19 protein-coding genes are annotated in these 20046 nt (G+C 59.4%); 12 read left to right on the top strand and 7 right to left on the bottom strand.

Translation table 11 applies throughout. The features are described from left to right. Nucleotides 1-10 precede the first annotated feature (10 nt). From H6M51_RS19780 to H6M51_RS19800, 5 genes are all read left to right on the top strand, one after another. Entirely contained in the window at nt 11-1519 is a 1509-nt protein-coding gene (locus H6M51_RS19780; protein ID WP_185811515.1) for an alpha-N-arabinofuranosidase, read from the top strand. Nucleotides 1520-1546: 27 nt separating this feature from the next. Then, entirely contained in the window at nt 1547-2644 is a 1098-nt protein-coding gene (locus H6M51_RS19785; RefSeq protein ID WP_185811516.1) for an ABC transporter ATP-binding protein, read from the top strand. A gap of 1 nt (nt 2645) precedes the next feature. Then, on the top strand, nt 2646-3527 hold the full coding sequence (locus H6M51_RS19790; protein ID WP_185811517.1) for a carbohydrate ABC transporter permease: 882 nt from the start codon (nt 2646-2648) through the stop codon (nt 3525-3527). After that, nucleotides 3524-4375, top strand: a complete 852-nt coding sequence (locus H6M51_RS19795; RefSeq protein ID WP_185811518.1) for a carbohydrate ABC transporter permease — start codon at nt 3524-3526, stop codon at nt 4373-4375. The genes H6M51_RS19790 and H6M51_RS19795 overlap by 4 nt, the downstream gene beginning before the upstream one ends. 77 nt (nt 4376-4452) lie before the next feature. Next, a complete protein-coding gene (locus tag H6M51_RS19800) occupies nt 4453-5763 on the top strand; it encodes an extracellular solute-binding protein (RefSeq protein WP_185811519.1) in 1311 nt (436 codons plus the stop codon). Between the two features lie 293 nt (nt 5764-6056). Here the strand turns inward: H6M51_RS19800 and H6M51_RS19805 are convergent, their stop codons facing one another. From H6M51_RS19805 to H6M51_RS19835, 7 genes are all read right to left on the bottom strand, one after another. Beyond that, nucleotides 6057-7007, bottom strand: coding sequence for a hypothetical protein (locus H6M51_RS19805; protein WP_185811520.1), 951 nt, complete (start codon nt 7005-7007; stop codon nt 6057-6059). Nucleotides 7008-7989: 982 nt separating this feature from the next. Beyond that, entirely contained in the window at nt 7990-9939 is a 1950-nt protein-coding gene (locus tag H6M51_RS19810) for a MacB family efflux pump subunit (protein ID WP_185811521.1), read from the bottom strand. After that, nucleotides 9936-11123, bottom strand: a complete 1188-nt coding sequence (locus H6M51_RS19815; RefSeq protein WP_185811522.1) for an efflux RND transporter periplasmic adaptor subunit — start codon at nt 11121-11123, stop codon at nt 9936-9938. The genes H6M51_RS19810 and H6M51_RS19815 overlap by 4 nt, the downstream gene beginning before the upstream one ends. Nucleotides 11124-11309: 186 nt before the next feature. Continuing rightward, nucleotides 11310-11762 (bottom strand): SH3 domain-containing protein, encoded by a 453-nt coding sequence (locus H6M51_RS19820; RefSeq protein ID WP_185811523.1) that lies wholly within the window; start codon nt 11760-11762, stop codon nt 11310-11312. 209 nt (nt 11763-11971) lie between these two features. After that, nucleotides 11972-13048, bottom strand: coding sequence for an ATP-binding protein (locus H6M51_RS19825; RefSeq protein ID WP_185811524.1), 1077 nt, complete (start codon nt 13046-13048; stop codon nt 11972-11974). Further along, nucleotides 13038-13727: a response regulator gene (locus tag H6M51_RS19830; RefSeq protein WP_185811525.1), complete on the bottom strand. Its 690-nt coding sequence runs from the start codon at nt 13725-13727 to the stop codon at nt 13038-13040. The genes H6M51_RS19825 and H6M51_RS19830 overlap by 11 nt, the downstream gene beginning before the upstream one ends. Before the next feature lie 128 nt (nt 13728-13855). Next, the gene (locus H6M51_RS19835) at nt 13856-14035 is read right to left on the bottom strand and encodes a hypothetical protein (RefSeq protein WP_185811526.1); all 180 of its coding nucleotides are present in this window, start codon (nt 14033-14035) and stop codon (nt 13856-13858) included. Nucleotides 14036-14167: 132 nt separating this feature from the next. Here H6M51_RS19835 and H6M51_RS19840 point away from each other — a divergent pair, with 132 nt between their 5' ends. The 7 genes from H6M51_RS19840 to H6M51_RS19870 are packed head-to-tail and all read left to right on the top strand — an operon-like array spanning nt 14168 to nt 20017. Then, nucleotides 14168-14833, top strand: coding sequence for an MtnX-like HAD-IB family phosphatase (locus H6M51_RS19840; protein ID WP_185811527.1), 666 nt, complete (start codon nt 14168-14170; stop codon nt 14831-14833). Between the two features lie 31 nt (nt 14834-14864). After that, nucleotides 14865-16277 (top strand): aspartate aminotransferase family protein, encoded by a 1413-nt coding sequence (locus tag H6M51_RS19845; protein WP_185811528.1) that lies wholly within the window; start codon nt 14865-14867, stop codon nt 16275-16277. 4 nt (nt 16278-16281) lie between these two features. Next, the gene (locus tag H6M51_RS19850) at nt 16282-17232 is read left to right on the top strand and encodes an arginase (RefSeq protein WP_185811529.1); all 951 of its coding nucleotides are present in this window, start codon (nt 16282-16284) and stop codon (nt 17230-17232) included. Next, nucleotides 17229-17579, top strand: a complete 351-nt coding sequence (locus H6M51_RS19855; RefSeq protein ID WP_185811530.1) for an EamA family transporter — start codon at nt 17229-17231, stop codon at nt 17577-17579. Before H6M51_RS19850 ends, H6M51_RS19855 begins: the two co-directional genes overlap by 4 nt. Next, on the top strand, nt 17576-18481 hold the full coding sequence (locus H6M51_RS19860; RefSeq protein WP_185811531.1) for a carboxylesterase: 906 nt from the start codon (nt 17576-17578) through the stop codon (nt 18479-18481). Before H6M51_RS19855 ends, H6M51_RS19860 begins: the two co-directional genes overlap by 4 nt. Next, nucleotides 18459-19622: a GNAT family N-acetyltransferase gene (locus H6M51_RS19865; RefSeq protein WP_185811532.1), complete on the top strand. Its 1164-nt coding sequence runs from the start codon at nt 18459-18461 to the stop codon at nt 19620-19622. Before H6M51_RS19860 ends, H6M51_RS19865 begins: the two co-directional genes overlap by 23 nt. Then, the gene (locus tag H6M51_RS19870) at nt 19619-20017 is read left to right on the top strand and encodes an SMR family transporter (protein ID WP_185811533.1); all 399 of its coding nucleotides are present in this window, start codon (nt 19619-19621) and stop codon (nt 20015-20017) included. Before H6M51_RS19865 ends, H6M51_RS19870 begins: the two co-directional genes overlap by 4 nt. The last annotated feature ends 29 nt before the right edge of the window (nt 20018-20046 follow it).

Genomic DNA, 20046 nt, shown 5'->3' on the forward strand with positions numbered 1-20046 from the left:
GGAAATGCACATGCGGGCTGTCGGCACCGTTCACCGCGACTTCAAAATCAGCACGATCGATCCGCGCCTTTACGGCTCCTTCGTCGAGCATCTCGGCCGCGCGGTCTACACCGGCATCTACGAGCCCGATCATCCGACGGCTGATGAAAACGGCATGCGTCAGGATGTTATTGATCTCGTGCGCGAACTCGATGTCCCCGTAGTCCGCTATCCCGGCGGCAACTTCGTCTCGGCCTACAACTGGGAAGACGGCATAGGCCCGAAGGGAGAGCGCCCTGTTCGCCTCGACCTCGCCTGGCACACCTCGGAATCGAACCAGGTCGGCATCCACGAATTTGCCGATTGGGCGAAGGCCGCGAATACCGAGATGATGCTGGCCGTCAATCTCGGCTCGCGAGGACTCGATGAAGCCCGCGCCTTCCTCGAATACGTCAACCACCCCGGCGGCAGCTACTGGTCGGATCTGCGCCGCAAGAACGGCCGCGAAGAGCCCTGGAACGTCAAGCTCTGGTGCCTTGGCAACGAGATGGATGGCCCCTGGCAGATCGGCCAGAAGACGGCCGAGGAATATGGACGGGTCGCTTTCGAGACCGCCAAGGCCATGCGGGCCTTCGACAAATCGATCGAGCTGGTCGTCTGCGGCTCGTCCTCACCGAAGATGCCGACCTATCCCGCCTGGGAAGCGACCGTTCTCGACTACACCTATGACAGCGTCGATTACATCAGCCTGCACATGTATTTCGAAAACCACGCAGGCGACACTGCCGCCTATCTGGCGCAGAACGCTCGCCTCGAAGACTACATCGAGACCATCGCTTCGGTCATCCGCGTGACAAAGGCAAAGAAGCGCTCGAAGAAGGACGTCTATATCAGCTTCGACGAATGGAATGTCTGGTACCATTCCAACGAAGCGGATCGGAAGGTGCTGGAAGGTCGCGACGGCTGGCCGCATGCGCCCGAACTCCTGGAAGACATCTACAATTTCGAAGACGTGCTGCAGGTCGGCTGCATCCTCAACACCTTCATTCGCCGCGCCGATGTCGTGAAGGTCGGCTGCCTCGCGCAGCTGGTCAATGTGATCGCCCCGATCATGACCGTGCCCGGCGGCCCGGCCTGGCGCCAGACGACCTACTACCCCTATCTCTTTGCTTCGCGTTATGGCCGCGGCACGTCCTACCAGCTGTCGATCGACAGCCCGAGCTATTCAACGGACTTTGCCGAGAACGTTCCGTATCTCGACGTATCCGCCGTCGAGAGCGAGGCCGACGGCGCCCTCACCCTCTTCATCGTCAACCGTCACGAGACCGACGCCATCACCCTTGATGTCGCGCTCGCAGGGTTCGGCGACCGCAAGGTGATCATGGACAAGGTGATCGCAGGTCATGCGCTGAAGGCCGTGAACGGGCCTGACCAACAGCCGGTTGCGCCGGTCGACGGCAGCGGATTGTCCGTCACCGGGGGGCGCCTCAAGGGAGAGATCGCGCCGCTCAGCTACCGGATGATCCGGCTCGGCCAGTAAACCAATCGACGACGGGGAGGAGAAACCATGTCGGCTTCGATTGAAATTGACAACGTCACCAAGCGCTACGGCGCACTAACCGTCCTCGAGGAGATCTCGCTATCGATCGAGGCGGGCGAATTCGTGGTCTTCCTGGGACCCTCGGGATGCGGCAAGTCCACGCTGCTCAGGATGATCGCGGGTCTCGAGGACGTCACCGGCGGCACCATTTCGGTGGCCGGCCAGCGCGTTGACACCCTGCCGCCTGGCAAGCGCGGCGTGGCCATGGTCTTCCAGTCCTATGCGCTCTATCCGCATATGACGGTGAAGCAGAACATGTCATTCGGCCTCGAAAACATTGGCATGGCCAAGGAGGAGATCGAGAAGCGCGTGCTCGCCGCAGCCGAAACGCTGGAGATCGGACATCTCCTCGACCGCAAGCCACAAAAGCTCTCGGGTGGTCAGCGCCAGCGCGTCGCCATCGGCCGCGCCATCGTCAAGGAGCCCAAGGCCTTCCTGTTCGACGAGCCGCTCTCGAATCTTGACGCTGCGTTGCGTGGCCGCACGCGGCTTGAACTCGCGCAACTTCATCACCGTCTCGGCGCGACGATGATCTTCGTCACCCACGATCAGGTCGAAGCGATGACGCTTGCCGACCGGATCGTTATCATGAATGCGCGCAAGATCGAGCAGATCGGTACGCCGATGGATGTCTATCAGCGCCCCGCGAGCAAATTCGTTGCAGGCTTCATCGGTTCGCCCGCCATGAATTTCCTGGACGTCAAGGACTGGACCAGGGAAGCTCAGGCCCTTGCGGTCACCACAACGGGCCTTGGTCGTGTCACGACCCACTTCAGCATACCGGCGGGCGCAAGCCCTCAGGGTGCGACGCTGGGCATTCGCGCCGAGGACATCACCGTCGTGACAGACGGAAGCGGCGGCGTACCACTGACGGCGGAAGTGGTCGAGCGCCTTGGCGATCGCACGCTTGTGTACGGCGTGTTCGATGACGGCAGCAAATTTGTCGTCGAAGCAGATGGTCGCTCCCTGATCAATCCCGGCGACAGACTGGCGATCTCCGCCGATCCGCACGCCGTCCATCTCTTCGGGGACGATGGCCGCGCCTTCTTGCGGGAGGTGGACTGACATGGCCGAAAGCTATCGCCGCAGCCAGTTGAGCAACGGGCTTTTCATTCTGCCCTACCTGCTGGTGTTTCTGGCTCTTCTGGTGTTCCCCCTTTTCTGGGGCATGTGGCTCAGCCTGCACAAGGTGGACCTCTTCGGTCCAGGCCGTTTCGTCGGCCTGACCAACTACATCCGCGTCGCCGGTGATGCGGTATTCCTGCAGGCTCTGCGCAACACCATCATCTTTGTGCTGGTCAGCGTGCCGACACTCGTTGCCCTCGGCCTCTTTCTGGCGCTGGCTCTCAACCGCACCACGCGCACGACGAGCTTCTTCCGGGGACTGTTCTTCTCGTCCTCGGTGCTCTCGGTCACGATCGTCACGCTGATCTGGCGCTTCGTCTTCATCCCCGGCGACGGACTTCTTTCCGTGCTGTTCACTCAAGCCGGCATCGAGCAGATCAATTTCATCTCGACCAAAGGCTGGTCTCTGTTCGCCGTCGGCGTCGCGACCGTCTGGTGGTGCATCGGCCTGCCCATGATGCTCTTCCTCGCTGCCCTGCAGCAGGTTCCGCGGGACCTTTACGAGGCAGCCGCGCTGGATAATGCCAGCCCCTGGAAGGTGTTGACCCGGATCACCCTGCCCTCGATCGCCCGCACCATCATGCTGGTCACGATCATCCAGATCGTCTTACAGTTCCAGCTTTTCGGCCAGGCGCAGTTGATGACCAATGGCGGCCCCAACGGTTCCTCGCGACCGCTCGTTATGTACATCTACGAAGTCGGCTTCGTCCGCTGGGATGTCGGCCGCGCGGCAGCCGCCTCGCAATATCTCTTCCTGATCATCCTCGTCGCGGCCATGGCTCAGTATGTCGTGTCCTCGCGCAAGACGGAGGACGGAGCATGAGCAGTCACGCCGAAACCTACAAGCCGGAAGCGTTGACCGCGAACCGGCCCCTTCTCTGGGGCGCAGCCTTCCTCTCGGTGATCATGATGGCACCGGTAGCCTGGCTGATCGGCCTCTCCATCAAGAGCAATCAGGAGCTGATGATCGGCACGGACTCGGTCTTCCGTGCGCCCTATACGATCGCGAACTATCTGAACATCCTGCATTCGTCGCAGGTCTTCGGCTGGTTCTTCAACAGCCTCGTGGTCGCCAGTGGCCAGACCCTGACGGTGCTGATCCTTTCGTCGCTTGCCGGCTACGGCTTTGCAAGGCTGGAGTTTCCCCTCCGGCGCACGCTCTTTATCATTGTGCTCTTCGGCCTCGCCGTGCCGGAACAGGCTGTCATCATTGCACGCCACCAGATGTTCAACTGGTTCGGCCTGCACAACACCTATCTCGGCCTCATGCTGCCGGGTATGTCGGGCGCTTTTGGCGTCTTCCTGATGACGCAGTTCTTCCGGGCGATCCCGAAGGAAATCGACGAGGCCGCCCTGCTCGACAACGCATCGCAATGGCGGATCTTCTGGAAGATCATGCTGCCACAGACACTGCCGGCCCAGGCAACGCTTGGCATCTTCACCTTCCTGCATGGCTGGAACGACTACTGGTGGCCGCTGATCTCGGCCACCAAGAAGGAAATGTACACATTGACCGTCGGCCTCGCCTCGTCGCAATCGAACTTCGCCCAGAGCGAAGGCCTCGGCTTCCTCGCAGCCCAGGCCGTCTTCGCCGGCGTTCCGGCACTGATCGTCTACGTCATCTTCCAGAAACACATCGTCACCGCCGTCTCCGGCGGGGCGGTGAAGTAAAGCCTGCCCGGCCGGGGAGGAGCTGGCCGGTTTCTTTTCAACAGGGCAATCAGCCCGATTTAAGGGAGTGAGACATCATGAAACGCATACTTCTGACCACCGTCGCAATGATTGCGCTGGGTTATGGCGCCTCGGCGCAGGCCCAGACCAAGATCGAACTGCAGCGCTTTTTCGGTGCATGCGAGGCAGACTACGGTAAGGTGACCGATGTCTCCGCTGCCGTCGGCGAATGCGGCATCATTACTGCTCTCGTCAACAAGTTCGAGGCTGACAATCCGGATATCGACGTCAACGTCACGACGGTCGAATGGCCGGGCTACGACCAGCTCAATGCCCAGCTCGCCTCTGGTGCCGCCCCGGACGTCGTCTCGATGCACTATTCGGCGATTTCCGACTACCAGAGCCGCGGCCTGATCGAACCGATCGACGAGGTGCTGGCTGCTCAGGGTGTGTCGCCGGAAAACTTCACCGACGCGGGCCGCAACGGCGTCACGAAGGATGGCCAGCTCTATGGCCTGCCATTCGACAACTGGACCATGCTCTTCCACGTGAACCTGAACCTGATGAAGGAAGCTGGTCTCGTCAATGCCGACGGCACGCCGATCCTGCCGAAATCAGGCGAAGAGCTGATCGCCCAGGGCAAGCAGTTCAAGGAGAAGACCGGCAAGCCCTATCTGATCCAGATCATGGCCAATGAGACCGCGTCCTACACCCGTATCCTCTACACCCTGCTGCAGCAGCAGAATGCGGACTTCTTCTCCGATCCGACCGCCATCAAGCTGAACACGCCGGAAGCCAAGGCTGCCGTCGAACTGATGAAGGCGACGAAAGACGAAGGCATCTCGACCACCGGTCTCGACTACGCCGCAGCTGTCTCGGGCTTTGCCAATGGCGAAGGCGGCATCGCCGTCAACGGCACCTGGCTGATCGGCGACTATGTCGCACAGTCCGAGAAGGAAGGTACTGCACTCTCCAAGGGCTATACCGTCTACCCGGTCCCGCAGCTCTTCCCCGGCCAGGACAGCACCTATGCCGACGGCCACAGCTGGGTGATGCCGAAGAAGGACCGTACGCCTGAACAGATTGACGCGATCGGCAAGCTCTTCAAGTTCCTGTCCGAGAACGACTTCCAGTGGGCTCGTACCGGCCATCTGCCGGCTTCCAAGGCCGTCTTCGACATGCCGGAATTCAAGGCGCTGCCGCATCGCGACAACATCGCCAAGATCGCTCAGATCGGTCGTCCGCTGCCGGCGGAAGTTCAGCGTCAGTTCCCGATCCAGGACATCATCGGCGAAGAAGTCGGCGCTGCCGTCAATGGCGACAAATCGGTCGATGACGCACTTGCTTCTGCAGAGAGCCGCGTCAACGAACTGCTCGGCGACCTCTGATCGGTCAACGCTCCCCCGAGGCCTCCCTGGCCTGCCTCGCGCACTTCAGTGTGCGGGGCTTTTTTTATTCGAGTTCGCCAGACGATTTCCTTTGGCAGCCCATTCAGCCTGGCATGATTGCCCCTGTCTGGTCCCTGTTCTCGTATCTCGACGGTGAGCCCATGCCAGAGACCGGTCACGCTGGATGCCGATTCCGCGAACCACGGGCCTTGACGGTGACGGGAGCGCGATGACGGACAGCGCCGAACCCTTGGCGCCTGCGTCTGCAAAGACCTGGCAAATGTACGATTTCATCAGCCGGAGATGAAGGGTCTCAGGTCCACCGCCGCCGAGAGCGCAAAATCCACGATCACCATCTTCAGGGCCTGGAAATAGATGTATTCTTCGCGGAGTTCACGAGAAACCCACATGGTGGCACGCCCGCGCGAACCAGTCCAACCCACCGCGCCGATCTCTTCCGCCCGACGGATGACGCGGGCTGCATGCACGCGTGACAGGTTGAGACCCCGAGCAAGCTCGGCGACCGACACAACATCGATGGGAACGGTCTTTTCGCCGAAGCCCACGGTTGGGTGGATAGCGGCAATCAACCGGTCCATCAGCAGCCCGCCCTCATCGACCCAGGAAAAGAGGGCATAGGCACGCCCCGGCATCCGAACTTCGGGGCATGTCAGCAAGGCTTCCGTGATCAGCGGCTGCATGATCATCATGTATCCCAGCGGGTCCTCTTCGAAGATCCCGATCCGACCTTTGCCGTCGATCATGTCCAGACCGGTGAGATGCAGTTCGTACCACATCTGCATGTTCTCTCTGGTCCGTTGCGAAGGATGTGCCGGAACCGTCGCGAGAGCCATGTCGGCGCAGTAGGGTATCCCGGCTTCGGACGAGCTGAAATCATACTTCATGATTTCCAGGAAGAAATCGCGCGCCGTGTTGCGGCTAGCAATCCGGTGCTGAACGGCGGCCTTGACATAGGTCTGCAGAGAAAGCCGCCCTCCCCGGCCGGTCGCCTCCAGGCAGTAGAGCGAAGCCGCCAGGTGTGCCAACAGCCATCTCTGCTGCGTGGTGAAAATGGATGTGGATCGCGCACGATGCGGCTGTTCAGCGATGAAAACCTGCGCAAACCAATGGGCAACAGAAACCATCTTCGGATTGCCATAGAGGGCTTGAGCAAGAACACCCCAGCTCGGCATCGCGCCTTCGCTGTTGAGGTCGACACGCGTGTGAGCTGAAATCAAAGACATCAACGGGTTTCTCTCAAGCCTGTCGCGAAACCGTGCGGGACCGACCCGGGATCGTGAAAGCCGCCGCGGGTACGACAGGAGTTCCTTGGATTTGCGGCCGTCTGTCAAGCGCAGACAAGGCTTGCTCCAGCCATGACCATGAAAGGGGTGTGGCAAGCATGCCCGCCGGGGCGAACGCAATCCCGTCGGGATTGATGAGATAGACCTGGCCATTGCCGCTGCGCGAACCCGCCACGACCTGCCCACCTGTCGGCAGCATGTCCCCGGCCAAGACACCAAAAGGATGCAGGACAATCGCTGTCGCAGCCATCAAGGCTGTCAAGCGGCGGGCGAAGACGGTTGCATTGTCTCTGTCCATTGTGGTTCAACAAAAAATTCTTTCGTCATTCAAACTCGTTTGATCCGTCCGACGGAGGCATCTGCTCGTCTTCGGGCTATCGCCCAGCAACCGTCATCCGTTGAGCGCTCAGAAGAGACCCCGTCAGAAAGGTCACCGACCTTTTCAACGGCGCCTGCAGGAGAGGCACTCAGGTTCAGACGATGGATCTTATGAGCCGCAGTCAACGCGCGGCCGCAAGCATCACGCTATTCAAGAAAAACGACTTGGCGCTCGGAAAATAGATCCTGGCCACAAATATCTGTCAGATCTTCTCCTCTTTCAGTCACGCCATTCAGAGGTAGAATAATTCGCCTCATTCGTCTGCGAACATTTCTGACGCCCCTCACGGAGCGCTGCGCCCGATCCCTGGGAGCAGCGGCCGGATCGCGTTCATCAGACGTGTTCGTGTCGAGTGATCTTGATGCGCGAAAAGGGAAGGAAAAGAACTCGAGAGAATGCGAACGGTGGACAGCTTGGGTATCTGGCAGCCGTGTGTGTTAGGCGCAGCAGTTGGTGGACATGGACGACTCCGCCCCGGGCATGGGCAACCTGTTCGGAAGCCTCAACAGTGCCCGGGACATCCGTTCGGGACGGTCCGATACCTCATTCTCTCGACAAGGCGTCAACCGGATCGAGCTGAGCCGCATTGCGTGCGGGCAGAAAGCCGAACGTCAAGCCGATCAGGAATGCGACGACGCAGGATCCCGCAACCGCCTGCAAGGAGATGATCATTGGCATCTCGCCTTCCGGATCCCCGATGACAGCTGCAATCCCGAAGGCCAAGGCGATACCGACGAGCGAACCCGCCAGGCAGATCAACACTGCCTCGATCAGGAACTGCAACAGGATATCGACACGCCGTGCTCCCACGGCCATGCGCAGGCCGATCTCGCGCGTTCTTTCGGTCACGGACACCAGCATGATATTCATGACGCCAATGCCTCCGACGATCAGGGAAATCACCGCAACCGAGGAAATCAGAAGTGTCATGGTGCGCGAAGTCCTTTCCAGGGCCTTTCGCATCTGGTCACTGTTGAAAACGTAGAAGTCCTTCAGTCCGTGCCGCCGGGTCATCAGGCTCACGATCGCACGCTCCGCAGCGCCCGTATCAATGCCGTCCGCAACACTCACCGTGAGGCCGCCAAGGCTGCTGGCGGTTCCGGACACCCTGCCGGAAACATTGGTATGGGAAACATAGATCTGCAGTGTCCTGTCGCCTGAAGCGCTTCGGGGTCGCTGGACCACGCCGACCACGGTCGCCGGCATACGGTCGACCAGGATGATGCGACCCAGCGGCGACTGATGGCCCGGGAAGAGAGCTGTGGCCGTCCGATCGTCCAGAACGGCTTCCTGCTCACGCTTTTCTGGTCCCGGGGCCGTGACGTTGCGGCCGGATATCAGCTTGATGCCATTGATGGTGAAGTAGTCGGGTCCCACACCGTTGATATTCGCGGTGAGCGAGGCATGGTCCGAGCGGACGCGCGCGGAGGCGAAGATCAGCGGCGTAACACCCCGGACATAGGGCTGCCGCGCGAGTGCTTCCGCGTCGGCAATGACGAGAGAGGTGATATTCGCCGCGCGCTCGTCCCCCCAGTCCCGACCGGGAAAGATCGACAGCGTGCTCGCACCCAACTCGCTCATCTGCGCCAGAACCTTTTGCCTGGACCCTTCCCCGAGCCCCATGACCGAAACAACGGCGGCGATACCGATGATGATGCCGAGCATCGTGAGGAAGGTGCGCACCCGATGGGCAGCCATGGCACGAAGCGCCATAGGCGCTGCATAGGAAAGGCGCTGACGCAGGGCAGAAAACCGGCCAACCGCCTTTTCATCGAGAGGCCGCAGGGAGACCGCGCCGCCTTGAGAGCCTCGGGTCCTCTCGTCGGAAACGATCCTGCCATCACGGATCTCGATGACGCGATCAGCATTTGCCGCCACCTGCATGTCATGCGTCACGATGATGACCGTATGACCTTCGGCGTGCAGTTCCTTCAGGATCTGAAGAACGTTTTCACCGCTTGCCGTGTCCAGGGCGCCGGTCGGCTCATCCGCGAGAATGATTTCGCCACCGTTCATCAGGGCGCGGGCAATCGACACTCGTTGCTGCTGGCCTCCCGACAGCTGACCCGGACGATGGTCGAGGCGCGACCCGAGTCCTAGACGATCGAGAAGCGATTGCGCACGACGAGTTCGGGCGTCGGAGGCCACACCCGCGTAAACGGCAGGCATCGCGACATTTTCGACCGCCGTCAGGGGTCCAAGGAGGTGATAACGCTGGAAGATGAAACCGAAATGCTCGCGCCGCAGAGCAGCCAGCTCATCCGCGCTGAGGCCCGAAACGCTTTTGCCGCCGATGCGATATTCGCCGTCTGAGGGTTGATCGAGACAGCCGAGAATGTTCATCAACGTCGACTTGCCCGAACCGCTGGCGCCGACGATCGCAACCAGTTCTCCTGCCTCGATCGTCAGACTGACGCCATTGAGCGCGGTGATAGTCTCATCACCGGCGACGAACGAGCGGTATACCTTGTCTATCTGGATAAGTGGGGTCACATCGACACCATCTCGGCATCGCTTGACGCCTCGCCATCGGCCGGAATGATGACCTTGTCACCAACAGCAAGCCCGTCAATGATCTGGCTGTTGATCTTGTCCGTCACGCCGACGGTGACGACTTTCTCGACAACAGTATCCGGCGACTGACGCACGCGCACGATATAACGCCCCTGCGCGTCGCGGTTCGTAAGGGCCGACCACGGCACGAGGGGAACGTTCTCTGCTTTTCCGACGATGATCCTGACGGACGCCGTCATCATGGGTCGAAGGCGGCCATCAGTATTGGGTGTCTTGAACAGGCCATTGTAGTAGACCGCCTGTGCGCCCTGGACCGAAGAGGATGCGCCGGTGGTGGATTCCGCCGAGATCGTCGTGGGCGCTGGCTCGATCTGCTCCAGTTTCGCCGATATCGGCCTGTCGGGATAGCCCATGATCGTGAATCGAGCGTCCTGCCCGACGCGCACGCGCCCGATATCGGTTTCGGACACCTGGACTTTCACGCGCATCGTGTCGAGTTGCGCCAAGGAAACAATCGTCGGCGCCGCCTGAACGGCATTCAACGTCTGTCCGGCCTTGGTCACGACAGCGACAACCGTACCATCCATGGGCGCACGAACCTTGGTGTAGCCGAGATTGACCTTCGCATTCTCGACCTCAACCGAAGACTGCTGAATCTGCGCGTCGAGCGATTCCACCTCGGCTTCCAGCGACCTGAACGCCGCTTCAGCCGCCTCCGTATTCGCAGTAGACACGACGTTTGCGCGGTTGAGCGTTGTCTGCCGTTCGTAAGTCCTCTGCGCCTGGCGCCGCTGGATCTCGCGAGCACGGCGCTGTGCCTTGAGATTGGCAAGGGCTGCGTTCGCGATGCGCAAGCTGTTGGCCTGAGGCGTGGAATCGATCTCAGCGATCAGGTCGCCTTGCTTCACCTTCTGCCCGAGCTCGACATGGAGACGTGTCAACTGCCCCGAGACCTGGGCTCCCACATTGACCAGGCGCGAAGGCTCCAGCACGGCGCTTGCAACGACGGCTTCTTCGACGGTGCCGAGAACGACAGGTGTCACGATCTCGTTCTCTGTTTCCGATGCCGAAAATACCGTTCGCGCAGAGGCGCCGCCGATCGCCAACGCAACGACGGCGGCACCGACGAGCACCGCGTTTCTGCTCAATACTCTGTGTTTCATGCCAGATGGCTCACTTGATTGCTGTGGTAGACGGCTTTGCGCAGCCGGATGATGATCGGGGACGGCGGTCTGCTCGACAAAGAGCCTGCTTGGAGATCGCCAGGGCCCCCATGGCGCTGGGAGCTATGTCTTGATGCAGGAGGCGCTCGATCAGGTCGAATGTTCGCAACCCCGGCAGAAGTTTCCTCACCAGCCCGGCATCCAGCCGGGCGGTGGTGCGTCGTCTTCCCAATCGATATCATCCCAGGTCTCGATTTGGTCGTAGAAGTCTTGGTCGGAGTAGTAGTGGGACCAGTAGCTGTTGATGCTGAACGAGACAGTCGGCAGGGAAGGATCTTGGACCAGATGTGCATAGGCTGGGATCCGAACCCGCTGAGAGTCATAATCGATATCAATGTAGGCCGCCGAAACCCAACCGCGGCGACCAGATACTTCGACGTCGCACCAGCGATATCCGTTTGTGCAGCCGAAGACGTTTAGGGGGATGCCTTCCGGCAGAATGCCAATCGAAGGATAGCGCGTGCTTGGGCCGGCACGCATGTTGATTTCTGCGGCCGCGTAAGTTCCGGCTTGCGCGGCAGCGCTACCCAGAATTGCTACGCCAGCGATGGCAGTGGAGAGAATAAGTGCGTATCGCATGAAAGCCTCCTGCAACTTGACTCGGCAGACCGTTGAGAGCCGGCGGCTCTGAGCGGAGTTTGCTTGTGAGTGTTACTAAACAGGCTTTCGTCCAGATCGTGTCGAGAGAGCGTCGATGGATGATGGCTTCGAGAGCGCGGGGAAACAAAGTCCTTCCGTTGGGCGCCAGCACAGGCTCCCCCGCAAGGCATCATGGCTAATCGCCGACTTCAACCACGGCCGTCTTCGCGATAAGGCAGCTGCAGTTCGATGCTGAAGCCGCTGTCATCGGTGGGGAGGATGACGGCGTCTCCCCCATGAGCTTGCATGATGGCCTTTACGATCGGCAGGCCGAGACCCGATCCGCCGGAAACGCGGTTGCGGGAATCATCGGCACGCCAGAACCTTTCGAAGGCGCGGCTCCGGCTCTCGTCGCCCAGACCTGGACCAGTATCGGTGCACCGGAAATAGACGAAACCCTTTGCCTCCCAGGTCCGGAGATAGATCGTCGAGTTCGGCGCATACCGACGACAATTGTCAAGGATTGCGATGATCGCCTGGCGGAGTCGGGCTTTATCGGCGAATGTTGCGGCCTTCTCCAGGCGCCGAATGACGAGACTGCCGGCACTGGAGAGTTCTCCCTCCATCGCGGTCACCGCGGCTTCAACTTCCGATGCGAGGTCAACGGCAGAGTATTGCAGATCAAGCTGCCCCGCATTGCTGAGCGCCAGTGTGCGCAGTTCTTCGATGATGCCGCCAAGGTCGTCCACATGCGCAATAAGACGAGAATAGAGTTCGGGGCTTGGCTGGAATGCGCCGTCGAGCAGACCTTGCAGCCTGCCCCGCAAAATGGTCAGCGGCGTTCTAAGCTCATGTGCGATCGCGGAATTGGAGTATTTGAGCTCCGTCTCCGCCCTTTCCAGCCGCTCGGCCATCAGGTTGAAATCCGCAACAAGTTCACCCGCCTCCCCAAAGCTTCGGCGAGGCAGCACTGCGCGCGCGGAAAAATCGCCATGGGCAATTGTCCTTGCGGCACTTGCGACGGATTTCAGCGGCTCAGTGATTTGGCGCGCCAATCGCCACCCGCCAACGGAGGCGGTGAGTATCCCGATCGCAAGAAGCAGACCAAGCGTTATCGTGTCGCCCATCTGCCAGGCGGTATCGAATTCTCCGTCGGCGTAGATCCACTCGTAGATGAAGAAGAAGTAGAGCACCAGACCGGCATAGACGACGACGAATGCCAGCATCGTCAGCAAGATCATGGCCCTGACGAGCCCGGCATTGAGGTTGGTTGGTTTAGATGTCATCGATCCGATACCCCACGCCGCGGACCCCGCTCAAAACGCGTCCGGCCCCGGCAGCCGTGAGTTTGCGCCGGAGATTGCTGACATGGCTGTCGACGGTGCGGTCCAGCGCCTCGCCTTCGGGGAGGCAGGCATCGACCAGTTCCGATCGTTCAAACACGCGGTTCGGCGACGCAGCCATATGCGCCAGAATTCTGAACTCGGTCCGTGTCAGATCCAGGATGACGTTGTCCGATTCTGTTCTGACGATGGCACGATACGCTTGAGGATCAACGCTCAGTGGCCCCACCCTCAGCACATGGTCAGGACTGCGCCCCGCAACGCGTCGGAGCACGGCTTTGGCTCTTGCGACAACTTCCAGCGGGTTGAAGGGCTTGACGATATAGTCGTCGGCGCCGATGCGCAGTGCCTGCAACTTGTCCAGATCATCCGCCAGTGCCGTCACCATGATGACCGGCGTATCGGAGACTCGGCGAATGGCAGCAAGCACCTCGTACCCATCCTGACGCGGCAATTTGATGTCGAGTACGACCAGATCCGGCCTCAGCCGCTGGTGGTGGCTGAGCCCGATTGCCCCGTCGCCGGCAGTGATGACCCTGAACCCTTCGCGCGCGAAGTAGGTTTCGATGATCTCTGAAATTTCCGGGTCGTCTTCGATCACGAGGATCAGGGCATTGTTCATGGGGCGTCTCACTATACTAGTCTGGCCCCGCCGCCTGTAGGCCGAGGCCATCTTGGCTCGGCTTTGACGAGTTTGATCTACGGGGCTTCCGATAACTCTGCTTCAGTTGGACCAGTCACCGAAGCCCGTCAATCGATGATCTGATCCGGCGGCACCGGCTCCACTGAACGCGAAAGTTTTCTCGACGATTTCTCAACAAACGAGGCGCAGTTGCAAATCTGCCAGCCCGCCACTGCGAGCAAACGCTTCTGCTTTTGCCGCGGACGGGAATCGACGGAGAACTCTTCTGACATGAAAAAATCAGTCATCGATCATTCAAGGGCGGCGTCGCTCCCTCCCTTCAGTGCAGAGATTTCCGCCCTGTCTGGCCGTTTCCGTCAGGTGCGACGCAATGATCGAGCCGCCAGCCATGGCAGCACCGTCCGGGTGGCGGTGCGCTGATGCAAACCTACTGCGACTTTGACGGCACGATAGCCAAGATTGACGTAACGGACGCCGTGCTCGAGCGATTTGCGGCACCGGAGTGGCGAGACGTTGAGGCAGCCTGGGAAGCCGGAGACATCACCGCGCGACAGTGCATGAGTGCGCAAATTGCGCTCATTCAGGCCCCGCTGGATGAAATCGACAGCTTCCTCGACACGGTGGAAATCGATCCGGGATTTAGGAGCTTCGTCGGTTGGTGCGCGGAAAACGCGATACCGCTCTCTGTCGTCAGCGATGGGGTCGATCGCTTCATTCACCGCGTGCTGTCCAATCACGGCCTCGGCCACCTCAAGATCATCGCAAACCGGCTTTGCATCGAAGAAGCGCCGGCTGGTTTCCAATACCGGCTGGAAGCGCCGTTCTCACAGTCGGCCTGCCTTGCCCAATCAGGCGTCTGCAAATGCTCTGTCGTGACATCCGGAACGACCCGAATCTATGTCGGGGATGGACGCAGCGACTACTGCGTCTCGCCCCAGGCAGACCTGCTTTTCGCCAAGCACAAACTCGCCACCTACTGCACGCTCAACGCCATTCCCTTCGTACCTTACACGACGTTCAGTGATGTCCGGGCCGAAATGGCCGCACGACTGACAGATCCTGGCGTCGCGATAGCGGCGGAATGAACCAATCCACTGCCCAATCAGGAACTTGAAAATGCATCCGCTTATCAGACCGATTCACGACGACCAGAATGCCGTATCAGAGGAGGAACTCCGGCGTCTGGAGCAGACCTACTGCTCTCACGGTGACACCGTTCATTACACCGATCATCCCAAGTTTTTCAGCGGATGCGACGGTTCGTTCATGTTCGATGATGCCGGCACGGCCTTCCTGGATCTCCAGATGTGGTACTCGGCCGTCAATTTCGGCTATCGCAACCCGCGCCTGAATGCAGCCGCGCATCGACAGTTGGACACCCTGCCTCAGGTCGCCTCTCAGTATCTGCATCGTGAGAAGGTCGAACTGGCGACCATGATCGCTCAGGACGCGGAAAGAAAGTTCGGCCACAACGGGCGCGTGCATTTCAATGTCGGCGGCGCGCAGGCAATTGAGGACTCCCTCAAGCTCGTCCGGAACTATTCCGGTGGCAAAAGCCTCATGTTCGCCTTCGAGGGCGGCTATCATGGCCGCACTCTCGGGGCCAGCTCGATCACCTCTTCCTACCGCTATCGCCGCCGTTACGGGCACTTCGGCGAACGCGCCCAATTCATCGAATTCCCTTACCACTTCCGTGGCCCGAAGGGCATGTCGAAAGAAGAATACGGCCATTACTGCGTGCAGAAATTCGCGCGCCTTTTCGAGAGCGAATACAACGGTGTCTGGGATCCCAAAGCCGGCAAATCGGAATACGCAGCGTTTTATGTAGAGCCTATTCAGGGCACCGGGGGCTACGTCATCCCGCCGATGAATTTCTTCGTCGAACTGAAGAAGGTGCTCGACGAGCACGGCATTCTGCTTGTCGTCGATGAAATCCAGATGGGCGTCTACCGTACGGGCAAGCTCTGGTCGATCGAACATTTTGGCGTTTCGCCAGACGTTCTTGTGTTCGGGAAAGCGATCACGAACGGTCTCAATCCGCTCTCCGGTATCTGGGCGCGCGAAGACATGATCAATCCGACGATTTTCCCGCCGGGTTCCACCCACTCCACGTTCGCCAGCAATCCCATGGGAACCGCAGTGGCGCTTGAAACCCTGAAAATGGCTGAGGAAGAAAACTTCGCAGCCAGCGTCATGTCAAAGGGTGCGGTCTTCTTGGACGGTCTGCGTCAACTGCAGAAGAAGCATGCGATCGTCGGCGAAGTAGACGGGCTCGGGCTTGCCCTGCGCATGGAAATCTGCCGCGAGGACAGCTTCACGCCGGACAAGGCCACGCTCGACTGGATGTCGGATGAAGGCATGAAAGGCGACATGTCCGTCGGCGGACGCAAATACGGCTTGGTGCTCGACGTTGGCGGTTACCACAAGAACGTCATCACTTTCGCCCCCAGTCTCAACATCTCCCACGAAGAGATCCATTTGGCGATCGAACTCCTCGATCAGCTTCTGACCCGCGCCGGACGGAGGTAATTTCGTGGATACGCTTCTGCTCCATCTAGACGACGCCCTCCAACTGCAACCGAAGTTCGTGGATGCCGCACGCGCGCGCGGCGCCCGCGAAATTGAGGATCGACGTGTTGGAAGCGCCATTCGCCTGTGGAGCAGGCGGAAGTCGCTCGATCTTTTGAAACCCAGCATAGCGCGCCCCGCCGGCGTGCTTTCGCCCCCTCGACTGTGTTTCCTGGGATCGGGCGACTTCCATCATGTCTCGGCATTGCTCATCGCAGAGACGGCAGAAGCCTTCGACCAACCGGTGACCGTCATTCACATAGACAATCATCCAGACTGGGTGCGCTTCGAAAGAGGTGTCCATTGCGGTTCCTGGGTCAACGAAGTTGCGGCTCACTCCAATGTCGAGAAGATCATCACGCTCGGCGTCTGCAGCGAAGATCTGCAATGGCCGGAGCGCAAGGGCGCCAACCTGAACAATCTCGTCAGCGGGAAGGTCGAGGTCTACCCCTTCGATCATCCGCCAAGCCACGTCAGACGCCGCTATGGAGACAGTGCTGGCTTCGTCCAGTCCGGTGATCGCCTGGTCTGGTCAACCATGAAGAACATGGGTCTCGAGACATTTGCCGAGTTCCTGCTCTCAAGAATTTTCACATCGAATGTTTACATCACGATAGACAAGGATTCTTTGTCCCCGACCGACGCTGTCACCAATTGGGATCAGGGCCAGCTGAGGCTCTCCACGGTCCTTGAACTTCTCAGCGCCATAGCAGAGCGCCACCGGATCGTTGGCGCCGATGTTATCGGGGACTACTCGAAACCGATGTACTCCGGTTCCCTGCTGACACGATTGCTGAAGCACGGCGAGATACTGATCGACCAACCTATACGCACTCCGGACGTTGGCGCCGCCAGCAACTGCAACACCGCCACCAATCTGACGCTTTTGAACTCGTTTTCGGACATGATGTCATGACGTACGGGCTCGATAGCACAATGCTTCTCCTCATCCTGTTCTGCATAATCACGGAGGCGGGTCGGGAGGTCTGCTTCAAACTGGCATCCGCGACAGAGCAGGGCAATCCGTATCTGCACCCCTGGACCCTGACCGGCATTGTCTTTTGGGCAGTTGAGCTTGTCGCGTGGACCTATGTGCTGACCCGCGTTCCGCTTTCCATCGCCTTTCCGCTCATGGCATCGAGTTACGCGGTCGTCAGCATAGTCAGTGCCTTTGTGTTGAAGGAACAGATCGGCATCCGGCATTCGATCGGGGTCGCGCTTGTTTCCGGCGGTGTTATCTGCGTGGGGGTATCAGGCCTATGACTCTTTCTTTCACCGAAGCAAAAACACGCTTCCCCCGCTCTTTCACACGCTCTGCGTCAAAGCGGGAGGCCCAGCTTTTCAATCCGCTGAACGATGGTCTCTCCTTCTTTTCCGAAGGCGTGAGCGGCGAGGCGGTCATGCTCGTGCACGGGATGAGCGGTGCGCCGGCCGAAATGCGGTTGGTGGCCCGTCAATTCAGCCGCATGGGCTATTCCGTCTTCGCACCGCTCCTGGCTGGGCATGGGCGCGGAGAGGAGGCCCTGCGGCGGTCGCGTTTCGAAGATTGGCTGGAGAGCGTTTCGTCTGCAGCAGACTGGTTGGCATCACGCAGCGACAGCGTCTTCGGCGCCGGTATCTGTGTTGGTGGCAAGCTGGCGCTTCTGGCGTCGCATATGCAGTCGTCCCCTATCCAGGCGGTCGCGCTTTACTCACCATGCTTTCACTATGACGGATGGAATGTGCCCCGCTACTACGCAGTCCTGTCCCCGCATATCCGCTGGCTGAAGATGATACCTTTCATCGACCGTCTCAACTTCAACGAGACACCCTCTCTGGGTATCAAGGACGAGCGTTTGAGGCGGATGATCGCTGGAATGGAAAATGAAGGCGTTCTGAGCCATTTCCCCGCGCGCGGCCTCATAGAGATGAACCGGCTCGGTCATCATTTGAAGCGGCATCTGCCCGCGATCATGACCCCGTCGCTGATCATCCATTCGACGGAAGATGATCTCAGTGGCCCTGACCACGCCCGCTACATTGCCGCGAATCTGGGCGGCCCAAGGGCGTTGCACTGGTTGAATGACAGCTACCACATGATCCACGTGGACAGAGAACACCGCCAGGTCGCGGAGTATTCTGCCCGTTTCTTCGAGAACAATGATGCTGTTAGAAACCAGATTTGAGATAGACGCTGCCGCGGACCTCAGCGCCCGCAATCTCGATTTTCGCATACATGACACGCTGGCGACCATCGATCGAGAGGCGTGGGATGCCTGTTTCGGCGCAGACATCGAGCGCTACGATTACCTGTGGGCGGTCGAGCAGGCTGGCCTTGCCGGATTCGAATGGCGATACGCGACGATAAGCTACTTCGGGATCGTCGTCGCCGCCGCTCCGATTTTCTTGTGCGACTACCATCTGGAGACGACGCTGGAAAGAGGCTGGCTCACGGCTCTTGTCGAAGGCATTCGCAAGCGGATCCCCGGCTTTTTGTCACTGCGTCTGGCCTGTATCGGTTCTCCCTGCACCGAATGTGGAACCATTGGAATACATCCTGATATCTCGGTGATTTGGAAAGCCGATCTTTTAACCAATCTGCTGAGATGGACCGAACGTTGGGCCCAGAGATCCGGATACGGGCTGTTTGCGCTTAAAGACGTTCCCGCACCTCTCAATCAGGCGCTTTCAGCCGCGATACAGAAGCAGGAATTTGTTGCCATGCCGAGCTTGCCTACGGCTTGGTTGCGGATCGACTTTCCCGATATCGAAACCTATCTCGCCCGTCTCTCGTCCGCGACACGCAAGGATATGCGGCGCAAGTGCCGGGTAGCGTCCGAAGTGAAGGTGGAAAGGGTGAACGAACTGGGCGACATGCTGCCCCGGTTCATTGAACTCTACCAGGATACGCGCAACAGGAGTGAATGGCAGTTCGAGGAACTGACCTCGGACTACTTTAAAGGTGTCCTGGAGAATTTGCCCGACAATGCGTTTTGCACGGTCTATCGCGTTGGTGATGAGATTCTCGCCTTCAACCTGCTCCTGCACGACGACGATAGGCTCATCGACAAGTTCTTCTGCATGGATACGGAGCGAGGCAGGCCCTACAATCTCTATTATCTCAGCTGGTTTGAGAACCTTCGCTATTGCCTTGAAAATGGCCTGACCCGGTACCAGAGCGGGCAGGCTTACTACGAGAACAAGCTCCGTCTCGGCAGCGCTTTGACCGCCAACGTCATGTACTTCAAGCACCGCAACGCCGCGCTTCATGCCGTGCTCAGCTGGGTTGCGCCGTTTTTTGGTAGTGATGGATTGAAGAAGCAATGAAGGACCTTCATACGCTTTGGCTTTCCATTCCGCTGCTGAACACGTTGCAGCAGATCTTCCTTAAACAGAGTGCTCTCGATGCCCCCGGTCAATTCAGCATCGAGTGGGTCATCGGTTTGGCCACCTCACAGTGGTTCCTACTTGCCATTGTCGCTGAAATTGCCTGTTTCATATTGTGGATGCGCGCGCTCGCACGGACCGATTTGTCAAAAGCCTTCGCCCTCTCCGCCCTCAGTTATGTCTTTGTTCTCGCAAGTTCCTGGATCTTTTTCTCAGAGAGCATTTCCGCCCTTCAACTGGGGGGAAGTGCATTGATTATCGCCGGCGCCTGGTTCGTATCCACCGCTCCAGAAAAATGCGCGCTGCGATCTCCCTCCACGGAATCTGCACAGTGACTGCGCCAAATCTCATATCTGGGATGCTC

Origin of the sequence: Rhizobium sp. AQ_MP, from assembly GCF_014237835.1 — a bacterium.
GTDB lineage: Bacteria > Pseudomonadota > Alphaproteobacteria > Rhizobiales > Rhizobiaceae > Allorhizobium.

What these genes read in the sequence shown, in the direction of transcription:
- H6M51_RS19780 (WP_185811515.1), top strand. Translation starts at nt 11, where the DNA reads ATGCGGGCTGTCGGCACCGTTCACCGCGACTTCAAAATCAGCACGATC.
- H6M51_RS19785 (WP_185811516.1), top strand. Translation starts at nt 1,547, where the DNA reads ATGTCGGCTTCGATTGAAATTGACAACGTCACCAAGCGCTACGGCGCA.
- H6M51_RS19790 (WP_185811517.1), top strand. Translation starts at nt 2,646, where the DNA reads ATGGCCGAAAGCTATCGCCGCAGCCAGTTGAGCAACGGGCTTTTCATT.
- H6M51_RS19795 (WP_185811518.1), top strand. Translation starts at nt 3,524, where the DNA reads ATGAGCAGTCACGCCGAAACCTACAAGCCGGAAGCGTTGACCGCGAAC.
- H6M51_RS19800 (WP_185811519.1), top strand. Translation starts at nt 4,453, where the DNA reads ATGAAACGCATACTTCTGACCACCGTCGCAATGATTGCGCTGGGTTAT.
- H6M51_RS19805 (WP_185811520.1), bottom strand. Translation starts at nt 7,007, where the DNA reads ATGTCTTTGATTTCAGCTCACACGCGTGTCGACCTCAACAGCGAAGGC.
- H6M51_RS19815 (WP_185811522.1), bottom strand. Translation starts at nt 11,123, where the DNA reads ATGAAACACAGAGTATTGAGCAGAAACGCGGTGCTCGTCGGTGCCGCC.
- H6M51_RS19820 (WP_185811523.1), bottom strand. Translation starts at nt 11,762, where the DNA reads ATGCGATACGCACTTATTCTCTCCACTGCCATCGCTGGCGTAGCAATT.
- H6M51_RS19825 (WP_185811524.1), bottom strand. Translation starts at nt 13,048, where the DNA reads ATGACATCTAAACCAACCAACCTCAATGCCGGGCTCGTCAGGGCCATG.
- H6M51_RS19830 (WP_185811525.1), bottom strand. Translation starts at nt 13,727, where the DNA reads ATGAACAATGCCCTGATCCTCGTGATCGAAGACGACCCGGAAATTTCA.
- H6M51_RS19835 (WP_185811526.1), bottom strand. Translation starts at nt 14,035, where the DNA reads ATGACTGATTTTTTCATGTCAGAAGAGTTCTCCGTCGATTCCCGTCCG.
- H6M51_RS19840 (WP_185811527.1), top strand. Translation starts at nt 14,168, where the DNA reads ATGCAAACCTACTGCGACTTTGACGGCACGATAGCCAAGATTGACGTA.
- H6M51_RS19845 (WP_185811528.1), top strand. Translation starts at nt 14,865, where the DNA reads ATGCATCCGCTTATCAGACCGATTCACGACGACCAGAATGCCGTATCA.
- H6M51_RS19855 (WP_185811530.1), top strand. Translation starts at nt 17,229, where the DNA reads ATGACGTACGGGCTCGATAGCACAATGCTTCTCCTCATCCTGTTCTGC.
- H6M51_RS19860 (WP_185811531.1), top strand. Translation starts at nt 17,576, where the DNA reads ATGACTCTTTCTTTCACCGAAGCAAAAACACGCTTCCCCCGCTCTTTC.
- H6M51_RS19865 (WP_185811532.1), top strand. Translation starts at nt 18,459, where the DNA reads ATGCTGTTAGAAACCAGATTTGAGATAGACGCTGCCGCGGACCTCAGC.
- H6M51_RS19870 (WP_185811533.1), top strand. Translation starts at nt 19,619, where the DNA reads ATGAAGGACCTTCATACGCTTTGGCTTTCCATTCCGCTGCTGAACACG.